This window comes from Allobosea sp. UC22_33 (assembly GCF_042700715.1).
Taxonomy (GTDB): Bacteria; Pseudomonadota; Alphaproteobacteria; order Rhizobiales; family Beijerinckiaceae; genus Allobosea.
The window spans coordinates 2,195,018-2,211,492 of record NZ_CP170556.1 but is presented as its reverse complement, the minus strand read 5'-3'; the positions used below and the strand labels follow the sequence as shown (position 1 = coordinate 2,211,492).

Annotated in this window: 17 protein-coding genes; 10 read left to right on the top strand and 7 right to left on the bottom strand. The window is 66.2% G+C overall.

Features of this window, described 5'->3' with window-relative positions; translation table 11 throughout:
- The first annotated feature begins 22 nt into the window (after positions 1-22).
- From sufB to ACFJGT_RS10525, 7 genes are all read left to right on the top strand, one after another.
- On the top strand, positions 23-1,495 hold the full coding sequence (sufB, locus tag ACFJGT_RS10555; RefSeq protein ID WP_377848467.1) for a Fe-S cluster assembly protein SufB: 1,473 nt from the start codon (positions 23-25) through the stop codon (positions 1,493-1,495).
- A gap of 148 nt (positions 1,496-1,643) precedes the next feature.
- Complete coding sequence (gene sufC / locus ACFJGT_RS10550; RefSeq protein ID WP_061967769.1) at positions 1,644-2,396, top strand: Fe-S cluster assembly ATPase SufC; 753 nt, start codon at positions 1,644-1,646, stop codon at positions 2,394-2,396.
- Positions 2,396-3,745: a Fe-S cluster assembly protein SufD gene (gene sufD / locus ACFJGT_RS10545; protein ID WP_377848466.1), complete on the top strand. Its 1,350-nt coding sequence runs from the start codon at positions 2,396-2,398 to the stop codon at positions 3,743-3,745. The genes sufC and sufD overlap by 1 nt, the downstream gene beginning before the upstream one ends.
- Positions 3,745-3,954, top strand: coding sequence for a 4-oxalocrotonate tautomerase family protein (locus tag ACFJGT_RS10540; RefSeq protein WP_336813458.1), 210 nt, complete (start codon positions 3,745-3,747; stop codon positions 3,952-3,954). Before sufD ends, ACFJGT_RS10540 begins: the two co-directional genes overlap by 1 nt.
- 4 nt (positions 3,955-3,958) lie before the next feature.
- Complete coding sequence (locus ACFJGT_RS10535; protein ID WP_336813457.1) at positions 3,959-5,197, top strand: cysteine desulfurase; 1,239 nt, start codon at positions 3,959-3,961, stop codon at positions 5,195-5,197.
- Between the two features lie 61 nt (positions 5,198-5,258).
- Positions 5,259-5,597: an SUF system Fe-S cluster assembly protein gene (locus tag ACFJGT_RS10530; protein ID WP_377848465.1), complete on the top strand. Its 339-nt coding sequence runs from the start codon at positions 5,259-5,261 to the stop codon at positions 5,595-5,597.
- 101 nt (positions 5,598-5,698) lie between these two features.
- Positions 5,699-6,589, top strand: a complete 891-nt coding sequence (locus tag ACFJGT_RS10525; protein ID WP_377848464.1) for a PhzF family phenazine biosynthesis protein — start codon at positions 5,699-5,701, stop codon at positions 6,587-6,589.
- Here ACFJGT_RS10525 and ACFJGT_RS10520 read toward each other — a convergent pair.
- Positions 6,584-6,940, bottom strand: a complete 357-nt coding sequence (locus tag ACFJGT_RS10520) for an MmcQ/YjbR family DNA-binding protein (RefSeq protein ID WP_377848463.1) — start codon at positions 6,938-6,940, stop codon at positions 6,584-6,586. The two genes, ACFJGT_RS10525 and ACFJGT_RS10520, sit on opposite strands and share 6 nt — an antisense overlap.
- Positions 6,941-6,944: 4 nt before the next feature.
- Positions 6,945-8,012: a malate/lactate/ureidoglycolate dehydrogenase gene (locus ACFJGT_RS10515; protein WP_377848462.1), complete on the bottom strand. Its 1,068-nt coding sequence runs from the start codon at positions 8,010-8,012 to the stop codon at positions 6,945-6,947.
- A 232-nt stretch (positions 8,013-8,244) separates the two neighbouring features.
- On the opposite strand from ACFJGT_RS10515, the gene ACFJGT_RS10510 reads away from it, so the two are divergent.
- Complete coding sequence (locus ACFJGT_RS10510; protein WP_377848461.1) at positions 8,245-8,634, top strand: HesB/IscA family protein; 390 nt, start codon at positions 8,245-8,247, stop codon at positions 8,632-8,634.
- 159 nt (positions 8,635-8,793) lie between these two features.
- Here ACFJGT_RS10510 and ACFJGT_RS10505 read toward each other — a convergent pair whose 3' ends face one another.
- The gene (locus tag ACFJGT_RS10505; RefSeq protein ID WP_377848460.1) at positions 8,794-9,852 is read right to left on the bottom strand and encodes a GGDEF domain-containing protein; all 1,059 of its coding nucleotides are present in this window, start codon (positions 9,850-9,852) and stop codon (positions 8,794-8,796) included.
- A 186-nt stretch (positions 9,853-10,038) separates the two neighbouring features.
- Positions 10,039-11,532 (bottom strand): DEAD/DEAH box helicase, encoded by a 1,494-nt coding sequence (locus tag ACFJGT_RS10500; RefSeq protein WP_377848459.1) that lies wholly within the window; start codon positions 11,530-11,532, stop codon positions 10,039-10,041.
- Positions 11,533-11,694: 162 nt separating this feature from the next.
- Between ACFJGT_RS10500 and ACFJGT_RS10495 the strand changes: the two genes are divergently transcribed.
- Positions 11,695-12,390: an alpha/beta fold hydrolase gene (locus tag ACFJGT_RS10495; protein WP_377848458.1), complete on the top strand. Its 696-nt coding sequence runs from the start codon at positions 11,695-11,697 to the stop codon at positions 12,388-12,390.
- A 6-nt stretch (positions 12,391-12,396) separates the two neighbouring features.
- On the opposite strand, the gene ACFJGT_RS10490 is transcribed toward ACFJGT_RS10495, so the two are convergent.
- From ACFJGT_RS10490 to parE, 3 genes are all read right to left on the bottom strand, one after another.
- Entirely contained in the window at positions 12,397-12,657 is a 261-nt protein-coding gene (locus ACFJGT_RS10490; RefSeq protein ID WP_377848457.1) for a hypothetical protein, read from the bottom strand.
- 101 nt (positions 12,658-12,758) lie between these two features.
- On the bottom strand, positions 12,759-13,700 hold the full coding sequence (locus ACFJGT_RS10485; protein WP_377848456.1) for a LysR family transcriptional regulator: 942 nt from the start codon (positions 13,698-13,700) through the stop codon (positions 12,759-12,761).
- Positions 13,701-13,856: 156 nt separating this feature from the next.
- A complete protein-coding gene (gene parE / locus ACFJGT_RS10480; protein WP_377848455.1) occupies positions 13,857-15,938 on the bottom strand; it encodes a DNA topoisomerase IV subunit B in 2,082 nt (693 codons plus the stop codon).
- A 279-nt stretch (positions 15,939-16,217) separates the two neighbouring features.
- On the opposite strand from parE, the gene ACFJGT_RS10475 reads away from it, so the two are divergent.
- Positions 16,218-16,415: a hypothetical protein gene (locus tag ACFJGT_RS10475; RefSeq protein ID WP_377848454.1), complete on the top strand. Its 198-nt coding sequence runs from the start codon at positions 16,218-16,220 to the stop codon at positions 16,413-16,415.
- Positions 16,416-16,475: the final 60 nt, after the last annotated feature.

The window sequence follows — 16,475 nt, the reverse complement described above, 5'->3', positions numbered from 1 at the left end:
AACCCGCACTGGAGACTGAGAAATGGCAGCGGTCCAGGAGACCATCGATCAGGTCAAGTCGATCGACGTGACCGAGTATAAATACGGCTTCGTCACGGAGCTGGAGGTCGACAAGCCGGCCAAGGGCCTCACCGAGGACACGGTCCGCTATATCTCGGCCCGCAAGAACGAGCCGGAATGGATGCTGGAATGGCGGCTCGACGCCTTCCGCCGTTGGAAGACCATGACCGAACCGACCTGGTCGCGCGTGAACTATCCGCCGATCGACTACCAGAACTTGTATTATTACGCCGCGCCCAAGAAGGGCGCCTCGCCCAAGTCGCTCGACGAGGTCGATCCGGCCATTCTCGAGACCTACAAGAAGCTCGGCATCCCCTTGCGCGAGCAGGAAATCCTGGCCGGCGTCGCGCCGGAGAACCGGGTCGCGGTCGATGCCGTCTTCGACTCCGTCTCGGTGGTCACGACCTTCAAGAAGGAACTGGCGCAGGCCGGCGTGATCTTCTGCTCGATCTCGGAAGCGATCCAGGAGCATCCCGAGCTGGTCCGGAAGTACCTCGCGACGGTCGTTCCGGTGACTGACAACTATTTCGCGACGCTGAACAGCGCGGTCTTCACCGATGGCTCCTTCGTCTACATCCCAAAGGGCGTGCGCTGCCCGATGGAGCTGTCGACCTATTTCCGCATCAACGAACAGAATACCGGCCAATTCGAGCGCACGCTGATCATCGCCGACGAGGGCGCCTATGTCAGCTATCTCGAAGGCTGCACGGCACCCAAGCGCGACGAGAACCAGCTCCATGCCGCGGTAGTCGAGCTGATCGCGCTGGATGACGCCGAGATCAAGTACTCCACCGTGCAAAACTGGTTCCCCGGCGATGCCGAGGGCAAGGGCGGCATCTACAACTTCGTGACCAAGCGCGGCGATTGCCGTGGCAAGAACTCGAAGATCTCGTGGACGCAGGTTGAGACCGGCTCGGCGATCACCTGGAAGTACCCGTCCTGCATCCTGCGCGGCGACGGCTCGCGCGGCGAGTTCTACTCGATCGCGGTGTCGAACGGCATGCAGCAGGTCGATAGCGGCACGAAGATGCTGCATCTCGGCAAGAACACGACCTCGAAGATCATTGCCAAGGGCATCGCGGCCGGCAAGTCGGACTCGACCTATCGCGGCATCGTCTCGGCCCATCGCAAGGCGACCGGCGCGCGCAACTTCACCAACTGCGACTCGCTCCTGATCGGCGATCAGTGTGGCGCACACACGATCCCTTATATCGAGGCCAAGACCGCGACGGCGATCTTCGAGCATGAGGCGACCACGTCGAAGATCGGCGAGGACCAGATGTTCTACTGCCAGCAGCGCGGTCTCTCCGAAGAGGAGGCGGTGGCGCTGATCGTCAACGGCTTCGTCAAGGAGGTGCTGCAGCAGCTCCCGATGGAATTCGCCGTTGAGGCGCAGAAGCTGATCACGATCTCGCTCGAAGGCTCGGTTGGATAAGGGCGGTCTTCCCGCACGCGCTGCGGCATGCAGTGCCGCTGCGCAGATGCGGGACCGTCATCGGAATAACCACTGGACATTACGATCCCGGGTCTGCGGCGCACCGCTTCGCGCTGCACCGCGCACGGGATGACACAGGAACGAAACGATGCTCGAAATTCGCAATCTGGTCGTCAAGATCGCCGACGAGGACAAGCAGATCCTCAACGGCCTGAACCTCACCGTGAACGACGGCGAGGTCGCCGCCATCATGGGGCCGAACGGCTCCGGCAAGTCGACGCTGAGCTATGTCATCGCCGGCAAGGAGGACTACGAGGTCCTCGACGGCGAGATCCTGCTGAACGGCGAGAACGTGCTGGAGATGGAAGCCGATGCCCGCGCCGCCGCCGGCATCTTCCTGGCCTTCCAGTATCCGCTGGAGATCCCCGGCGTCGCCACCATGACCTTCCTGAAGGCGGCCATGAACGCGCAGCGCAAGGCGCGCGGGCAGGACGAGCTGCTGACTCCGGACTTCATCAAGCAGGTCAACGCTGCCGCCGACAAGCTCGGCATCGCCAAGGACATGCTGCGCCGCCCGCTCAATGTCGGTTTCTCCGGCGGTGAGAAGAAGCGCATGGAAATCCTTCAGATGGCTCTGCTTTCGCCGTCCATGTGCATCCTCGACGAGACCGATTCCGGCCTCGACATCGACGCGCTGCGCATCGTCGCCGAGGGCGTCAATGCGCTCCGCGACAAGAACCGCGGCTTCCTCGTCATCACCCACTATCAGCGCCTGCTCGACCATATCGTGCCGGACACCGTCCACGTCATGTCCAAGGGCCGGATCGTGAAGACGGGCGGCAAAGAGCTGGCGCTCGAACTCGAGAAGTCGGGCTATGCGGCCTATGGGGAGGCCGCCTGATGGCCATCGTCACCCCGCTGAAGACGGCTGCCGAACAGCAGCTGGTCCAGCAATATGCCGACAGCAAGGCCGAGCTGCCCGGCGGCCCGGCCGTGCGCAAGCTGCGCGAGGACGCCTTCGCCGGCTTCGAGGCCAAGGGCCTGCCGCATCGCCGGCTCGAATCCTGGCGCTATACCGATCTGCGCACGCTGCTGCGCGAGGCGCGTCCGCTTGCCGGCGGCGCTGCCGTTACGGCGGCGGTCAAGGCTCGCCTGGCCGCGCTGAAGCTCGATGGCCTGCGCCTCGTCCTGGTCGACGGCATCTTCGCACCGGAACTCTCGACACTCGACGCGATCCCGGAGGGTGTCTCGGTGCAGTCGCTCGCCGAGGCGCTGGTGTCGCCGCGCGAGGACCTGACCCGCATCCTGGCCGGCCCCACGGTCGGCCATGACGATATGGGGCTTGCGCTCAACACCGCGCTGATGCGCGACGGCGTGTTTATCGAAATAGCCGAAGGTGTCGCACTCGACGAACGGATCGTGATCGTCGCGCTCGCTTCCGGCGAGGCGGAGCGGGCGGTGTTCCATCGCTCGGTCGTGCTGGCCGGCAAGGGCACCAAGGGCACGATCGTCGAGGTCAGCGAGGCCGCCGGCAACGCCGCGCAGCAGATCAACGGCGCGATCGTCTTCGAGACCGGCGACGAGAGCGAGATCCAGCATGTCCGCATCGTCACCCGCCAGCAGGCGGCGACGGTCGAGGTGCAGAGCCTGCTCGCGACGGTCGGCGCTCACGCGAAGTTCGATTCCTTCGCGCTGATCTGCAATGCTGGCACGGTGCGCCAGCAGCATTTCGTCCGCTATGCCGGCGAGCACACCGAGATCGGCCTGCGCGGCGTCAACCTGATCAACAAGGCGCAGCATTCCGACGTCACGCTGATCGTCGACCATGAGGTGCCGCATGGTACCAGCCGCGAATTGTTCAAGACGATCGCGGGGGGCGAGGCCACCGGCGTGTTCCAGGGCAAGGTCATCGTGCGCAAATACGCGCAGAAGACCGATGGCGGCATGAGGAGCAACGCGCTGCTGCTCAACGACGGCGCCTCGATGTACAACAAGCCCGAGCTCGAGATCTTCGCCGACGACGTGGTCTGCGGCCATGGTGCGACGGTCGCCCAGATCGACGGCGACCAGCTCTTCTATTTGATGGCGCGCGGCCTGCCGCGGCCGCAGGCCGAGGCGCTGGTGTTGCAGGCCTTCGCCGGCGAGGCGGTCGAGTTCATCACCGACGAGGATGTGCGCGATCTCGTGATCGGCGAGGTCGAGTCGTGGTTGAAGGCCCGCGAGGCCGCTTCCGAGGTGAGCACCGTCTGATGCCCTACATCAATCTCCAGATCACGAAGGGCGCCTCGCGCCAGCAGAAGGCGCAGATCGTGAAGGAATTCACGGAAACGCTGGTCAAGGTGCTCGGCAAGAACCCGCAGAACACCCATATCGTGATCCAGGAGATCGAGCGCGAGGATTGGGGCCATGGCGGCGAGCTCGTCGCCGACAAGGCCCCCGCCACGCCCGGAAAGGCCTGAACCTATGAACGCGCTGGCGAAGCCCTACGACGTCCAGGCGATCCGCAAGGATTTCGCGATCCTGAGCCGCGAGGTCTATGGCAAGCCGCTGGTCTATCTCGACAACGCCGCCTCGGCCCAGAAGCCGGAAGCGGTGATCGAGGCGATGACGCGGCTGATGCGGGAGGACTACGCCAATGTCCATCGCGGCCTGCACTATCTCGCCAACGCTTCGACGGAAGCCTATGAAGCGGCTCGCGAAAGTGCGCGCCGCTTCCTGAACGCGGCGCATCTGGAGGAGATCGTGTTCACGCGCTCCTCCACCGGCGCGCTCAACACGGTGGCCTCTTCGCTCGGGCGCCATCTGCAGATCCAGGAAGGCGACGAGATCATCCTCTCGATCCTGGAGCACCATTCCAACATCGTGCCCTGGCATTACTGGCGCGAGCGTCATGGCGCCGTGATCAAGTGGGCGCCGATCGACGAGGACGGCAATTTCCTCATCGAGGAATTCGAGAAGCTGATCTCGCCGCGCACCAAGGTGGTGTCGCTGACCCAGATGTCGAACGCGATCGGCACGATCATCCCGATCGCCGAGGTCGCCGCGATCTGCCGCTCCTACGGCATTCCGCTGGTGGTCGACGGCAGCCAGGGTGCGGTGCATCTGCCCGTCGACGTGCAGGCACTGGGCTGCGATTTCTACGCCTTCACCGGCCACAAGACCTATGGGCCGACCGGCTCCGGCATTCTCTGGGGCAAGAAGGAATGGCTCGACAAGCTGCCGCCTTACGAGGGCGGCGGCGAGATGATCGTCACCGTCAGCGAAGACAGCGTCACCTATAACGACCCGCCGCATCGCTTCGAATCCGGCACGCCGGCGATCGTCGAAGCGGTGGGGCTGGGTGCCGCGCTCGACTACATGATGGCGCTCGGCCGCGAGAACATCGCCGCCCACGAGGCCAAGCTCGGCGCCTATGCGATGGAGCGGCTCGGCGAGATGAACTCGATCCGCATCTTCGGCAAGGCGCGGGAGAAGGGCGCAATCGTCGCCTTCGAGATGAAGGGCGCCCATGCCCATGACGTCGCGACCGTGATCGACCGTGCCGGTGTCGCAGTGCGCGCCGGCACCCATTGCGCCATGCCGCTTTTGGCACGATATGGGGTGACATCGACCTGCCGCGCCTCGTTCGGGCTCTACAACACGCTCGAAGAAGTGGACAAGCTGGTCGATGCCCTGCGGAAGGCCGAGAGCCTGTTCGCCTGACCGGGATTTGAAGAGATGACCGACAGCATCACCGACGACCTGAAGCCGAACGCCCCCCGCGATGGGCAAGGGCACCGCATTGCCGCCGGAGGAGATCGACCGGCTGACGGACGATATCGTGGCCGCCCTGAAGACGGTCTACGATCCCGAGATTCCCTCCGATATCTACGAGCTCGGCCTGATCTATCGCGTCGACATCGCCGACGACCGGCAGATCACGATCGACATGACGCTGACCGCGCCGGGCTGCCCGGTGGCCGGCGAGATGCCGGGCTGGGTCGAGAATGCCGTGAGCACAGTCAACGGCGTCGCCGGCGTCACCGTCAACATGACCTTCGATCCGCCCTGGGATCAGTCGCGCATGTCCGACGAGGCCCGCGTCGCGCTCGACATGTGGTGAGTGCGGCGCCAGTCGCGTTGATGGATCGCATCTCATCGCTTCATTGGTGCTGAGCTCGCTTGGCTGGCAGGAATAGGCATCATCCGCCGCCGGAGCCTGCCATGCCGAGCTTTCCCTACGAGACCGTCGACGTCTTCACCGATCGCCCCTTCGGCGGCAACCAGCTCGCAGTCTTCACCGATGCCCGCGGGCTCTCCGACGCTCAGATGCAATCGCTCGCGGCGGAGATGAACTATAGCGAGACGACCTTCGTCCTGCCGCCGGACGATCCGGCCAACGATGCCCGGGTCCGAATCTTCACGCGTTCGCATGAGATGCCTTTCGCAGGCCACCCCAATGTCGGCACGGCCTTCGTGCTCGCCCGCCATGGCCGTGACCGCGGCGGCTTGCTGCGGTTCGAGGAGATCGCCGGCTTGGTCGAGGTCAAGGTCGCGCGCGATGCCGTTGGCACAGTCACCGGCGCGACGATCGCCGCTCCGCAGGCCCTGACAAAGAGCATCGAGCTGCCGGCCGACGCGATCGCGGCATGCGCAGGCCTTGCGCCGTCGGACATCGTGGTGACGAACCACCAGCCGGTACGCGCCTCGGTCGGCGTCTTCTTCGTTCTGGCGGAAGTTACCCTGGAGGCGCTTTCGCGTGCCACGCCGGACCTGAGCCGGTTCCGGGCCGTGCGGGACGGTACGCCGGGTCTGGAGGGGCGCTTCTCGCTGTTCCTCTATGCGCGGGACGGCGCCGCCGATATCCGTGCGCGGATGTTCGCACCGATCAGCGGCACCTGGGAGGACCCGGCGACCGGCAGCGCCAGCGCTACGGTCGCAGCCCTGCTGCTTTCGCTCGGCGACAAGCAGAACGCGAGTTTCACGCTGACGCAGGGTGTCGAAATGGGCCGGCCCAGCCTGCTGCACCTGACCGCGCACCGTGGCGAGGACGGCATTCGCGCCACGGTTGGCGGTTCCTGCGCCCAGATGTTCCGGGGCGAGGCGCTGCTATAAGCCGAGTTCGGCCCGCACCCGCTTCGTCAACCCTGCGGCGGCGAGGCGGTGGCTCTCGGCGAGGTAATCGCGCAAGGCATCGTCCGGCATGCTTTCGCCGGTGAGCCACTGAATCCATTTCATGCCGCGCGAGGCAAGATAGGGCGCGGGCCTGAGGCCCGGCTGCTCGCTGAGGATATCGAAACCCATCGGCGAGCATTTGAAGGAGACGGCCATCTCGCCATCCTCCTGCTGTCGGCCGATGGCGAAGACCTTGCCGCCGACCTTCCAGACATCGGCGCCGCCCCATTGCACGACATGGCTGGTGGCGGGCAGGCTCGCGCAGAAGGCGTTGTAGGCTTCGGGCGACATGTTCTCAGTAGCTCTCGGCGTCGATGCCGTGCTGCCTGGCGGCAGCCACGATCTGCGACCAGGTCTCGTCGTCGAGCGGGATGCCGGCCGCCTGCCGCTCGATCCTGACCCTGCGCTCCTTGTCGCCGGGCGCGAGCACTGGATTGGCCGGATCCATCGGCTTGGCCGCCCGCACGAAGGCGAGATAGCTCTCGGTGCGGCTGCGGCGCAGTTCGGCATCCGGCTCCAGCCGGGCCGGGTCGATGATGACGCCGAAGAGCGAGTTGATCACCCAGGTCTTCTGCGGCTTCTGGTCGATGCGAGCCGCGCCCATCAGCCCGGCCGAGAGCAGTTCGGCGATGAGCGAAAGGCCGGCGCCCTTGTGGTCGCCGAAGGGCAAGAGCGCGCCGAGCGGATGATCGGGGCTGGCGAAGACATGGGCCGGGTCCGTGGTCGGGCGACCCTCGCCGTCGATGATGTAGCCGGGTGGCACCTGCTCGCCCTTGTTGAGCGCCACGCGCGCCTTGCCATGGGCCATGCGGCTGGTGGCAAAGTCGAGGATCAGCGGATCGCCGCCGGGCACGGGGATGCCGATCGCGTGAGGATTCGTGCCGAAGCGCGCTTCCTTGGCGGCATAGGGCGCGACGATCGGCGGGCGGCCGGCGACATTGACCCAGAAGAACGAAATCAGCCCGGCCTCGGCGGCGACCTCGGCATAATGGCCGATGCGGCCGATATGATGGGAATCGAGCAGGTTGACGATGGCGACGCCGCCGGCCTGCGCCATCGTGATCGCGCGGTCGACGGCATTGCGGGCGTTCGGCTGGCCAAGCGCGATCTTGCCGTCGATGATCAGGAAGGGCGCGGCGTCGACCTTCGTCTCCGGTTGGGAGGCCGGATCGAGATTGCCGTCCGCCAGCGACTGGAAATAGAGCGGCAGCATGCCGACGCCGTGGCTGTCATGGCCGCTGAGATTGGCGAGGACGAGATGGTCGGCCGTCTCCCGCGCCTCCGCTTCCGTCCAGCCGGCCTTCACGACCATGTCGCGGACGAGGGCGTGCAGCGATTCGGGGCGATGCAGACGATGCGCCATGGGTTTCCTGCCGGTTGGAAGAGGTCTTGTTGGGAGAAGTCTTGGAGCCTCGGGGATTCTTGCGCTCCAGAGTGCATGAGCTTGGCCGTTCCGCAATGCATGGGGCGGGCAGGGGGCGGATGGAAGGCGCATGGCTTGGCGCGGGCATCTCGACGAAAGCGTTCTCGATCCCTATGTTAGAGGGAACAATCTTGCTTCACCGGGCCTTGAACCCGGTCGAGGAGGGAAACAGATGTTTTCGATACCGGGCCTCAAGGTCATTTCGCTGACCGACGCCGCGGCGGCCCGCATCCGTGAGATCATGGCGCAATCCCCGGGCGGGGATGCTCCGGCGCTCGGCCTCAAGGTCGGCGTCAAGAAGGGCGGCTGCGCCGGCATGGAATACACCTTCGAGATCGCGCGCGCGGTCGGCAAGGGCGACGAGGTCGTGACCGACAAGGATGCGACGGTGGTCGTCGACGCCAAGGCTGTGCTGTTTCTGCTCGGCACCGAACTCGATTTCAAGACCGACCGGTTCTCGTCGACCTTCGTCTTCAACAATCCCAATCAGGTCTCGGCCTGCGGCTGCGGCGAATCCGTCGAGATCAAGCCGCGCAGCGAGAGCGTGCTGGCGGCGCCGTAAAGGCATTTGGGTTTCTGCTGGAACCACGGCGTCATCCCGGACAAGCGGCAAAGCCGCGCCGATCCGGGATCCATCGCAAAGCTCCGGGGGCCGCCGATGGATCCCGGGGCAAGCCCGGGATGACGACGTGGTTCTGAGGAGAGATGGAATCGCTTCGCCTCAGGCGACGCGGTTCGCCGTCTCCAGGACATCCTCGGTGACGGTGCGGTTGCGGCCGTCGCGCTTGGCTTGCATCAGAGCCTGGTCGGCCCGGTCCACCAGCGAGCCGGCCGTATCGCCGCGGCGATAGCTGGAGACGCCGAGCGAGATGGTGATCCGGCCGAGATTCACGTTGGTCGAGCGCTTGATCAGTTCGCGGGTCAGCAGCGCCTGGCGCACCGTCTCGGCTCCGAACTTGCCGGCGATCAGGTCTGCCTCCGGCAGGATGATGGCGAATTCCTCGCCGCCGAAGCGGGTGATGATCGCCTTGTCCTTGAATTTGTCCTTCATCGTGCGCGCGACGAGGCGCAGCACCTGGTCACCCGTCAGATGGCCATGAGCGTCGTTGAAGCGCTTGAAGAAGTCGATATCGGCCATGACCAGCGCGAAGGGCTCGCGGCGCAGCGTCGCCTGATCGATCGACTTCTGCAGCATCTCCTCGAAATGGCGGCGGTTGGCGAGGCCGGTCAGCGGATCGGTGAGTGCTTCCGCGCGCGTGGATTCCAGGGCTTCGCGCAGGTTGCGGATCTCGTTCGAGCTGTTGCGCAGCTCCGCCTCGAGCTGCCCCTTACGCGTGACCTCCTCGCGGGTCGACATCACCAGTGCCTCGACCCATTCGCGCAGCTTGTGGCGGTCGGTTGCCGGCGGCACATCCTCGGACATGGCGCAGAGGCGGCCGTGATAGAGTTCGCTGGAGCCGAGCGCCTTGTCGACGAGGCCCATCATCGCGTCGATCTCGCTCAGAACCTGCAGGCTGGTGCGCTCGGCCTGGCGCGAGAAGCGCTCGGTGCCGATGAAGCGTTCGTAGAGGCTGTCGATATCGGCGGCGGTGACCTGGCCATCGCTGCCGGTGAGGATGGCGCTCATCGCGACGCTGACGGCCGGGATCTCGCCACTGAGATGGGCATACCAGACCTCGAAGGCACGGGGATAGCTCGGCGAGCCATGCTGCCGCATCGCCGCAACGACGCGTTCGGCGAGATCGTCGGTGCGGGCGGGAACCGAAACCAGGTCGTCCATGCCTTCGCCATTCCGGTATGAAGCCGGTTCGCGGCCTTCGGCCACGTCAGCTTCGATCAACACAATCGAAGCGGGACATCCTGTCCGTATCTACGGCGGCATGCGCCCGTCCGCCGCGAAGGTCAGCCCGACGCGGCGAAAAGCAATCTAGGTCTATGAGGTTAAAGAGGGGTTGATGCCGTAACGTTATCCGACACGTGCCGGGCGCAGCAGGAAGGCCGGGACGTGATCGCCCAGACCCTTCACCTGCGGACCGTCATCGTCGTCGCGGCCATGCGGGCCGCGCCCGCGGCGGACACTGTCCTGGTTACGCGCGGCGGGCGCCGGCGCGGGCGCGGGCGTTGGCGCTGCCGTCTCGGAATCGGGTCGGATCGGCACGCGGCGCGGCTTGCGCTGGGTGTCGGCGACGCTCTCATCTGAATCCGACCGTGCGGCACCGGACTCCGAGCGCGCGCCGCGCTCCGGGCGTCCGCGGCCACTACGCGACGAGGAGCGCTTGTCGTCCCGGCGGCCACTGCGGCGTTCGTCGCGCGGCTCGCCCGGGGGCAGGGCATCGACGCCGGGGCCTTCGAAGGCGATCGTCTGGCCGGTGAGCTTCTCGATCGCCGCGACCAGCTTGTCGTCATGACGGGTAACGATGGTGAAGGAGGCGCCTTCGCGCCCGGCGCGGCCGGTGCGGCCGATGCGGTGGACATAGTCCTCGGCATGGGTCGGCACGTCGAAATTGAAGACATGGCTGACGGCCGGGATATCGAGGCCGCGCGCGGCGACGTCGGAGGCGACGAGGATCGGATTCTCGCCGGTCCGGAACGATTCCAGCGCCGCCATGCGGGCATACTGGTCCATGTCGCCATGGAGGGCGACGGCCGGGAAGCCATGGCGCAGCAGCGACTTGTGCAGCGTCGCGACATCGCGCTTGCGGTTGCAGAAGACGATGGCGTTCTGCAGGTCGGTCGCGCCCTTGATCAGCTTGCGCAGCGTCTCGCGCTTCTCGAAATCCTGTCCGTTCGAGGCGATCAGGCGCTGCGTGATCGTCGTTGCCGCCGTCGCAGGGCGGGACACCTCGACGCGCACCGGATTGTGCAGGAACTGCTCGGAGATGCGGGTGATTTCCGGCGGCATGGTCGCGGTGAAGAACAGCGTCTGCCGGGTGAAGGGAACCAGCTTGCAGACACGCTCGATGTCCGGGATGAAGCCCATGTCGAGCATGCGGTCGGCCTCGTCGATGACGAGGAGCTCGACGCCGGTCAGCAGCAGCTTGCCGCGCTCGACATGGTCGAGCAGGCGGCCGGGCGTCGCGATCAGCACGTCGACGCCGCGGGTGATCTTGGCGTCCTGGTCGCCGAAGGAGACGCCGCCGATCAGCAGCGCCACCGAGAGCTTCTGGTTCACGCCATAGCGGACGAAGTTCTCCTCGACCTGCGCCGCGAGCTCACGCGTCGGCTCAAGGATCAGCGTCCGCGGCATCCGGGCCCGGGCGCGGCCCGTCTCCAGGATGGTCAGCATCGGCAGCGTGAAGGCCGCTGTCTTGCCGGTGCCGGTCTGGGCGATGCCCAGAACGTCCTTGCGGGCAAGGACATGCGGAATGGCCTGGGCCTGGATGGGGGTCGGCGTGTTATAGCCTGCGGCCGTGACGGCCGTCAGAACCTTTTCGCTCAAGCCGAGTTCGGCAAATGACATCGCGTATGGTGCTTCTTCTGGGTCGGTGAAACACGGCGGGATGACCTGCTCAACCACCGCGTTGGCGCGACGACAGTTCCTGCGCGCCTTCGGACTCGTGTGGAATGCAAAGAAAACGCGGCAAAGTCAATCATCTAGCCTCGAAAGGACTGCTTTAGCCTCATGAAGGAGCCGCTTGTTCTCGTTCCCGGCCTGAGTTGCAACGCCGCACTCTATGCTCCGCAATGGCCTGCGCTGGCCGATGGGCGCCCCATCCTGGTCGCCGATCACGCCTGCGACGACACGCTTTCCGCCATCGGACAGCGCCTGCTTGCGGCTGCGCCGCCGCGTTTTGCTCTCTGCGGCTTGTCGATGGGTGGCTATGTCGCCTTCGAGGTGCTGCGGCAGGCGCCGGAGCGCGTGACGCGGCTCGCCCTGCTCGACACCAGCGCCAAGCCGGCGACGCCCGAGACCAATCTGCCGCGCGAGCAGATGATCGCGCTCGCGGAGAGGGGCGCCTTCGACAACGTCACGACATTGCTCTGGCAGAAGCTGGTCGCGCCGGCGCGCCTGACCGACGAGCCCTTGCGCCTGCTGGTGCGCGGCATGGCCGACGAGGTCGGGGCTGAGGGGTTCGTGCGCCAGCAAAAGGCGATCATGAAGCGGCCGGATTCGCGGCCGGTGCTGGCGGGATTGTCGATTCCGGTGCTGGTGCTGGTCGGGGAGGAGGATGAGATCACGCCCCCTGCCGAGGCGCGGGAGATGGCTGGTCTCGTCGGCGCTGGCGCACGGCTTGCTGTCGTGCCCGGCTGCGGACATCTGTCGACACTGGAAGCGCCGGAAGCGGTGACGGCAGATCTGCTGCGCTGGCTCGGCTGAGTGCCGTCAGCGCGGCAGGGCGCAGGGGTCGAGCTTCGTCGCGTTCGCGCTCTGCCCGATCGAGCCGGTGATCATCGGGTCGGTCGGCTGGCGCTTCGAGGCGGCGAGGCTGACGGCGGCCATGCGATCCTTGTCGAGCGAGGCGGTCTGGCTCGACAGGAAGTTGGCGGCGATGACCGACAGGAAGGCGATGGCCGCGCCGGCCTTGGCAATGTCGGCGGCGATGGTGCCGCGATTGTTCTTCCAGAACAGTTCGATCAGGCGCATGGCGCACTCTCCGCGGCCCGTGACATCACGAGCTTTGCGGCAACATGCGCCCCGAGCCGTAAAAAGATGGTTAGCCAAGTCTTGCCGCATTGCGGAGGACGTTAGAGTTCGGCGGCTTTCTCGGCGGCCCGGCCAGTCAATCGGGCCTGATGCTCCTTGAAGAGCTTGCGCAGCGCGCTCAGCACGGCGGCGACGCCCGGCCTGCGGCGCGAGACTTCGTGCGAAACCAGGAAGATGTCGTCTCCGGTTTCCTCGGGCGGCGGCTGGAGGCGGCGCAAGCTCGGATCGGCATCGCCCATGAAGCAGGGTGCCATCGACAGCGCTCCGGCCGAACGGACGCTTTCGTAGCGGGCCGCCGAATCGCCGACGCGCGCCGCGATCGGCCGGCCTGCGGCATAGGCCATGATGTGATCGTCGATCCGCGAGGAGGTTTCGCGATTGACCGAGATGATCGGTGCGGTCGCCGGATCGACGTCGCGGCGGACATAGAGCGCCTGCATCAGGCGCCCGACCTTCTGGGCGTAATGGCCGGGCTCGCCGGGCACCCGGGTCATCCGCAGCGCGATATCGGCTTCGCCGCGGGTCAGGTCGAGCCGGTTGCGCGTGCTGATGATGACGATCTCGACCCCGCCGGCAGCCTGCGAGATCGCCGTCGCGTTCATCGTCAGGAGCAGGCTGATCGAGGTGGTGGCGGTGATGCGGACCGGCGCGTCGGCCTGTGGGCGGGCAGCATCGGCCCGGATCGCGAAACGCTTGGCGGCGGCTTCGACCAAGGCTGCCTCTGCAGCGAGTTCGACGCCAATGAGAGTCGGCACGAGCCGGTTGGCCTCGCGGCTGAAGAGCTGCAATCCAAGCGCGGTTTCGAGGCCCTTGAGCCTGCGGGCGATCGTCGCCTCGCTCAGGCCGAGCTGCGCCGCCGCCACGGCCATCGACCCGCCGACGGCGATGGCGTTGAAGATCCGGATGTCGTCCCAGGACGCCTGTCCGGCTGGCGATGCCAGTTCACCGTCGCGTCCAGGTGGAGGGGAAGCAGGCTCGCCCATGCCGTCAGTGGCCAGTCCCAGGTGGAGCGGTGTCGGCGGTCATGGCGGTCCGGGAGGTGAGGAGGGTTCGACATGCGCGAACCCTGCCGGGAAACGCTGCGTCGGGCAGCCCGCCGGGCTTGAGCCCCAGCCCTGCAAACATGCAGGGCTCGTAACTCATAGGTCGATCAGTTCGCCGGCAAAGGCGGCCCGCTCCTGGATGAAGATGAAGCGCGCTTCCGGCTTGTTGCCCATCAGGCGCTCGACCGTGTCGGAGGTCTCCTCCTTGGCCTCGTGGTCGACCATGACCTTGAGCAGGATGCGCTTGCTCGGGTCCATCGTGGTTTCCTTGAGCTGCGCCGGCATCATTTCGCCAAGGCCCTTGAACCGCGAGATTTCCGGCTTCTTGCCCTTGAAGACGGTCTCGATCAGCTCGTCCTTATGGGCGTCGTTGCGGGCATAGACGCTCTTTCCCCCGTGCTGGAGCCGGTAGAGCGGCGGCACGGCGAGGTAGAGATGCCCCTTCTCGATCAGGCGCGGCATCTGACGCCAGAAGAAGGTGACGAGCAGCGAGGCGATATGGGCGCCGTCGACATCGGCGTCGGTCATCACAATGACCTTCTCGTAGCGCAGATCATCCTCACGGAACTGGAGGCCGATGCCACAGCCCAGCGCCAGGATCAGGTCGGCGAGCTGCTGGTTGGCATTGAGCTTCTCGCGCGTCGCATTGGCGACGTTGAGGATCTTGCCGCGCAAGGGCAGGATCGCCTGGTTCGCGCGGTTGCGCGCCTGCTTGGCCGAGCCGCCGGCCGAGTCACCCTCGACGATGAAGAGCTCGGAGCCGGCCGCGCCTGCGTTGGAGCAGTCGGCGAGCTTGCCGGGCAGGCGGAGCTTCCGGGTCGCGGTCTTGCGCGAGACTTCCTTTTCGAGGCGCCGGCGCAGGCGCTCCTCGGCCCGGTCGACCGACCAGTCGAGCAGGCGCAAGGCCTGCTGCGGGGCGGCGGCGAGCCAATGGTCGAAGGCGTCGCGGATCGCATTCTCGACGATGCGATGGGCTTCCTGCGTCGCGAGCTTGTCCTTGGTCTGGCCCTGGAATTCCGGCTCGCGGATGAAGACCGACAGCATCGCGGCACAAGTGGCCATGACGTCGTCCGAGGTGACCTGGGCCATGCGCTTGGACTGGCCGATGCGCTCGGCATGGTCGCGCAAGCCGCGCAGCAGGGCGATGCGCAGGCCCTGCTCATGGGTGCCGCCTTCGGGCGTGGGGATCGTGTTGCAGTAGGAGGAGGAGAAGCCGTCCTCGCCGGTCGCGAGCCAGGCCACCGCCCATTCGAGCGAGCCGTGGCTGCCTTCCTTCGTAATCTTGCCGGAGAAGATCGGTTCGGCGACGAGATCCTTGCCCTCGATCTCGCGGCCGAGATAGTCGCGCAAGCCCCCGGGGAAGCGGAACACGGCCTCGGCCGCGACATCGCCCTCGGGCTTCAGCAGCGCCGGCGCGCAGGTCCAGCGGATCTCGACGCCGCCGAAGAGATAGGCCTTGGAGCGCGCCATCCGGAACAGGCGGGCCGGGGAGAAATGCGCGCCCTCGCCGAAGATCTGCGCATCCGGGTGGAAACGCACGCGGGTGCCGCGCCGGTTGGCGACGGCGCCAACCGTCTCCAACGGGCCCTGCGGCAGGCCGCGCGAGAAGAGCTGGCGATAGAGCGTCTTGCCGCGCGCTACCTCGACCTCGAGCCGGTCCGACAGCGCGTTGACCACGGAAACGCCGACGCCGTGCAGGCCGCCCGAGGTCTCATAGGCCTTGGAATCGAACTTTCCGCCGGCATGCAGCGTCGTCATGATGACTTCGAGCGCCGATTTGCCGGGGAATTTCGGGTGCGGATCGACCGGGATGCCGCGGCCGTTGTCGGTCACGGCGATCGAGCCGTCCTCGAACAATTCGACATCGATGAAGGTGGCGTGACCGGCCACCGCCTCATCCATGGCGTTGTCGATCACCTCGGCGAAGAGATGGTGCAGGGCGCGCTCGTCGGTGCCGCCGATATACATGCCCGGCCGGCGGCGCACCGGCTCCAGCCCTTCGAGGACCTCGATGGCGGAGGCGTCGTAGCCGGCCTCGGAGAGGGTGCCGTTACGGGCCGGCGCAGCCGGTGCCGGCGCTGCCTTGGGGCTCGCGGCGGGCGGGCGCGCTTCCGGCCGCGGGCTCGCCGCGTCCGGCCGCTCCGGTTCTCCGCCGAAAAGATCGCCGTTATCCGCCATTGCCAACCGATTCTTCCTGATTCGCGACTGTGAACTCTAGCGCATTGCGGGCCGCCACGCCCTGTCAGGGGCAGCTTATAGACACCTCATCCATGGATCGGAAACTCCTTGCCGCACGGGCGCACCTTCCCGTCACATCCCGGTCGCGTGCACGCGCAAGAGCGAGCTGGAACAGGCCTGTTCAGGCCACGTTAACCATCGGTGCCGAGGATGATCAGTGAGGTCAGGCCTATGCGGATTTCCGCAATGCGCTATGATCGGCCGGGAGGGGAGAAGGCCGTGGCGTCGCGTCAGTCAGTGCCGGTTGCGGGTATCGCGGGTTTGCAGCGTGTTGCACGCCTCGCCGGCGAATCCTTCGGTCATGAGGATGTCATCGGTGCGCCCCTGACGGCGAGCGATCCACATGCCTCGCGCTGGCTCTGGTGGCTGGCTGCGGTTGCGGCCTCCGCTGGACTTGCGGTCCTGCATTTCTCCTGACAGGACAGCCGGTAGCGCAGAAGTATCAACCTTTTTGCCCTAAGGCCGGAGGCTGAAGGG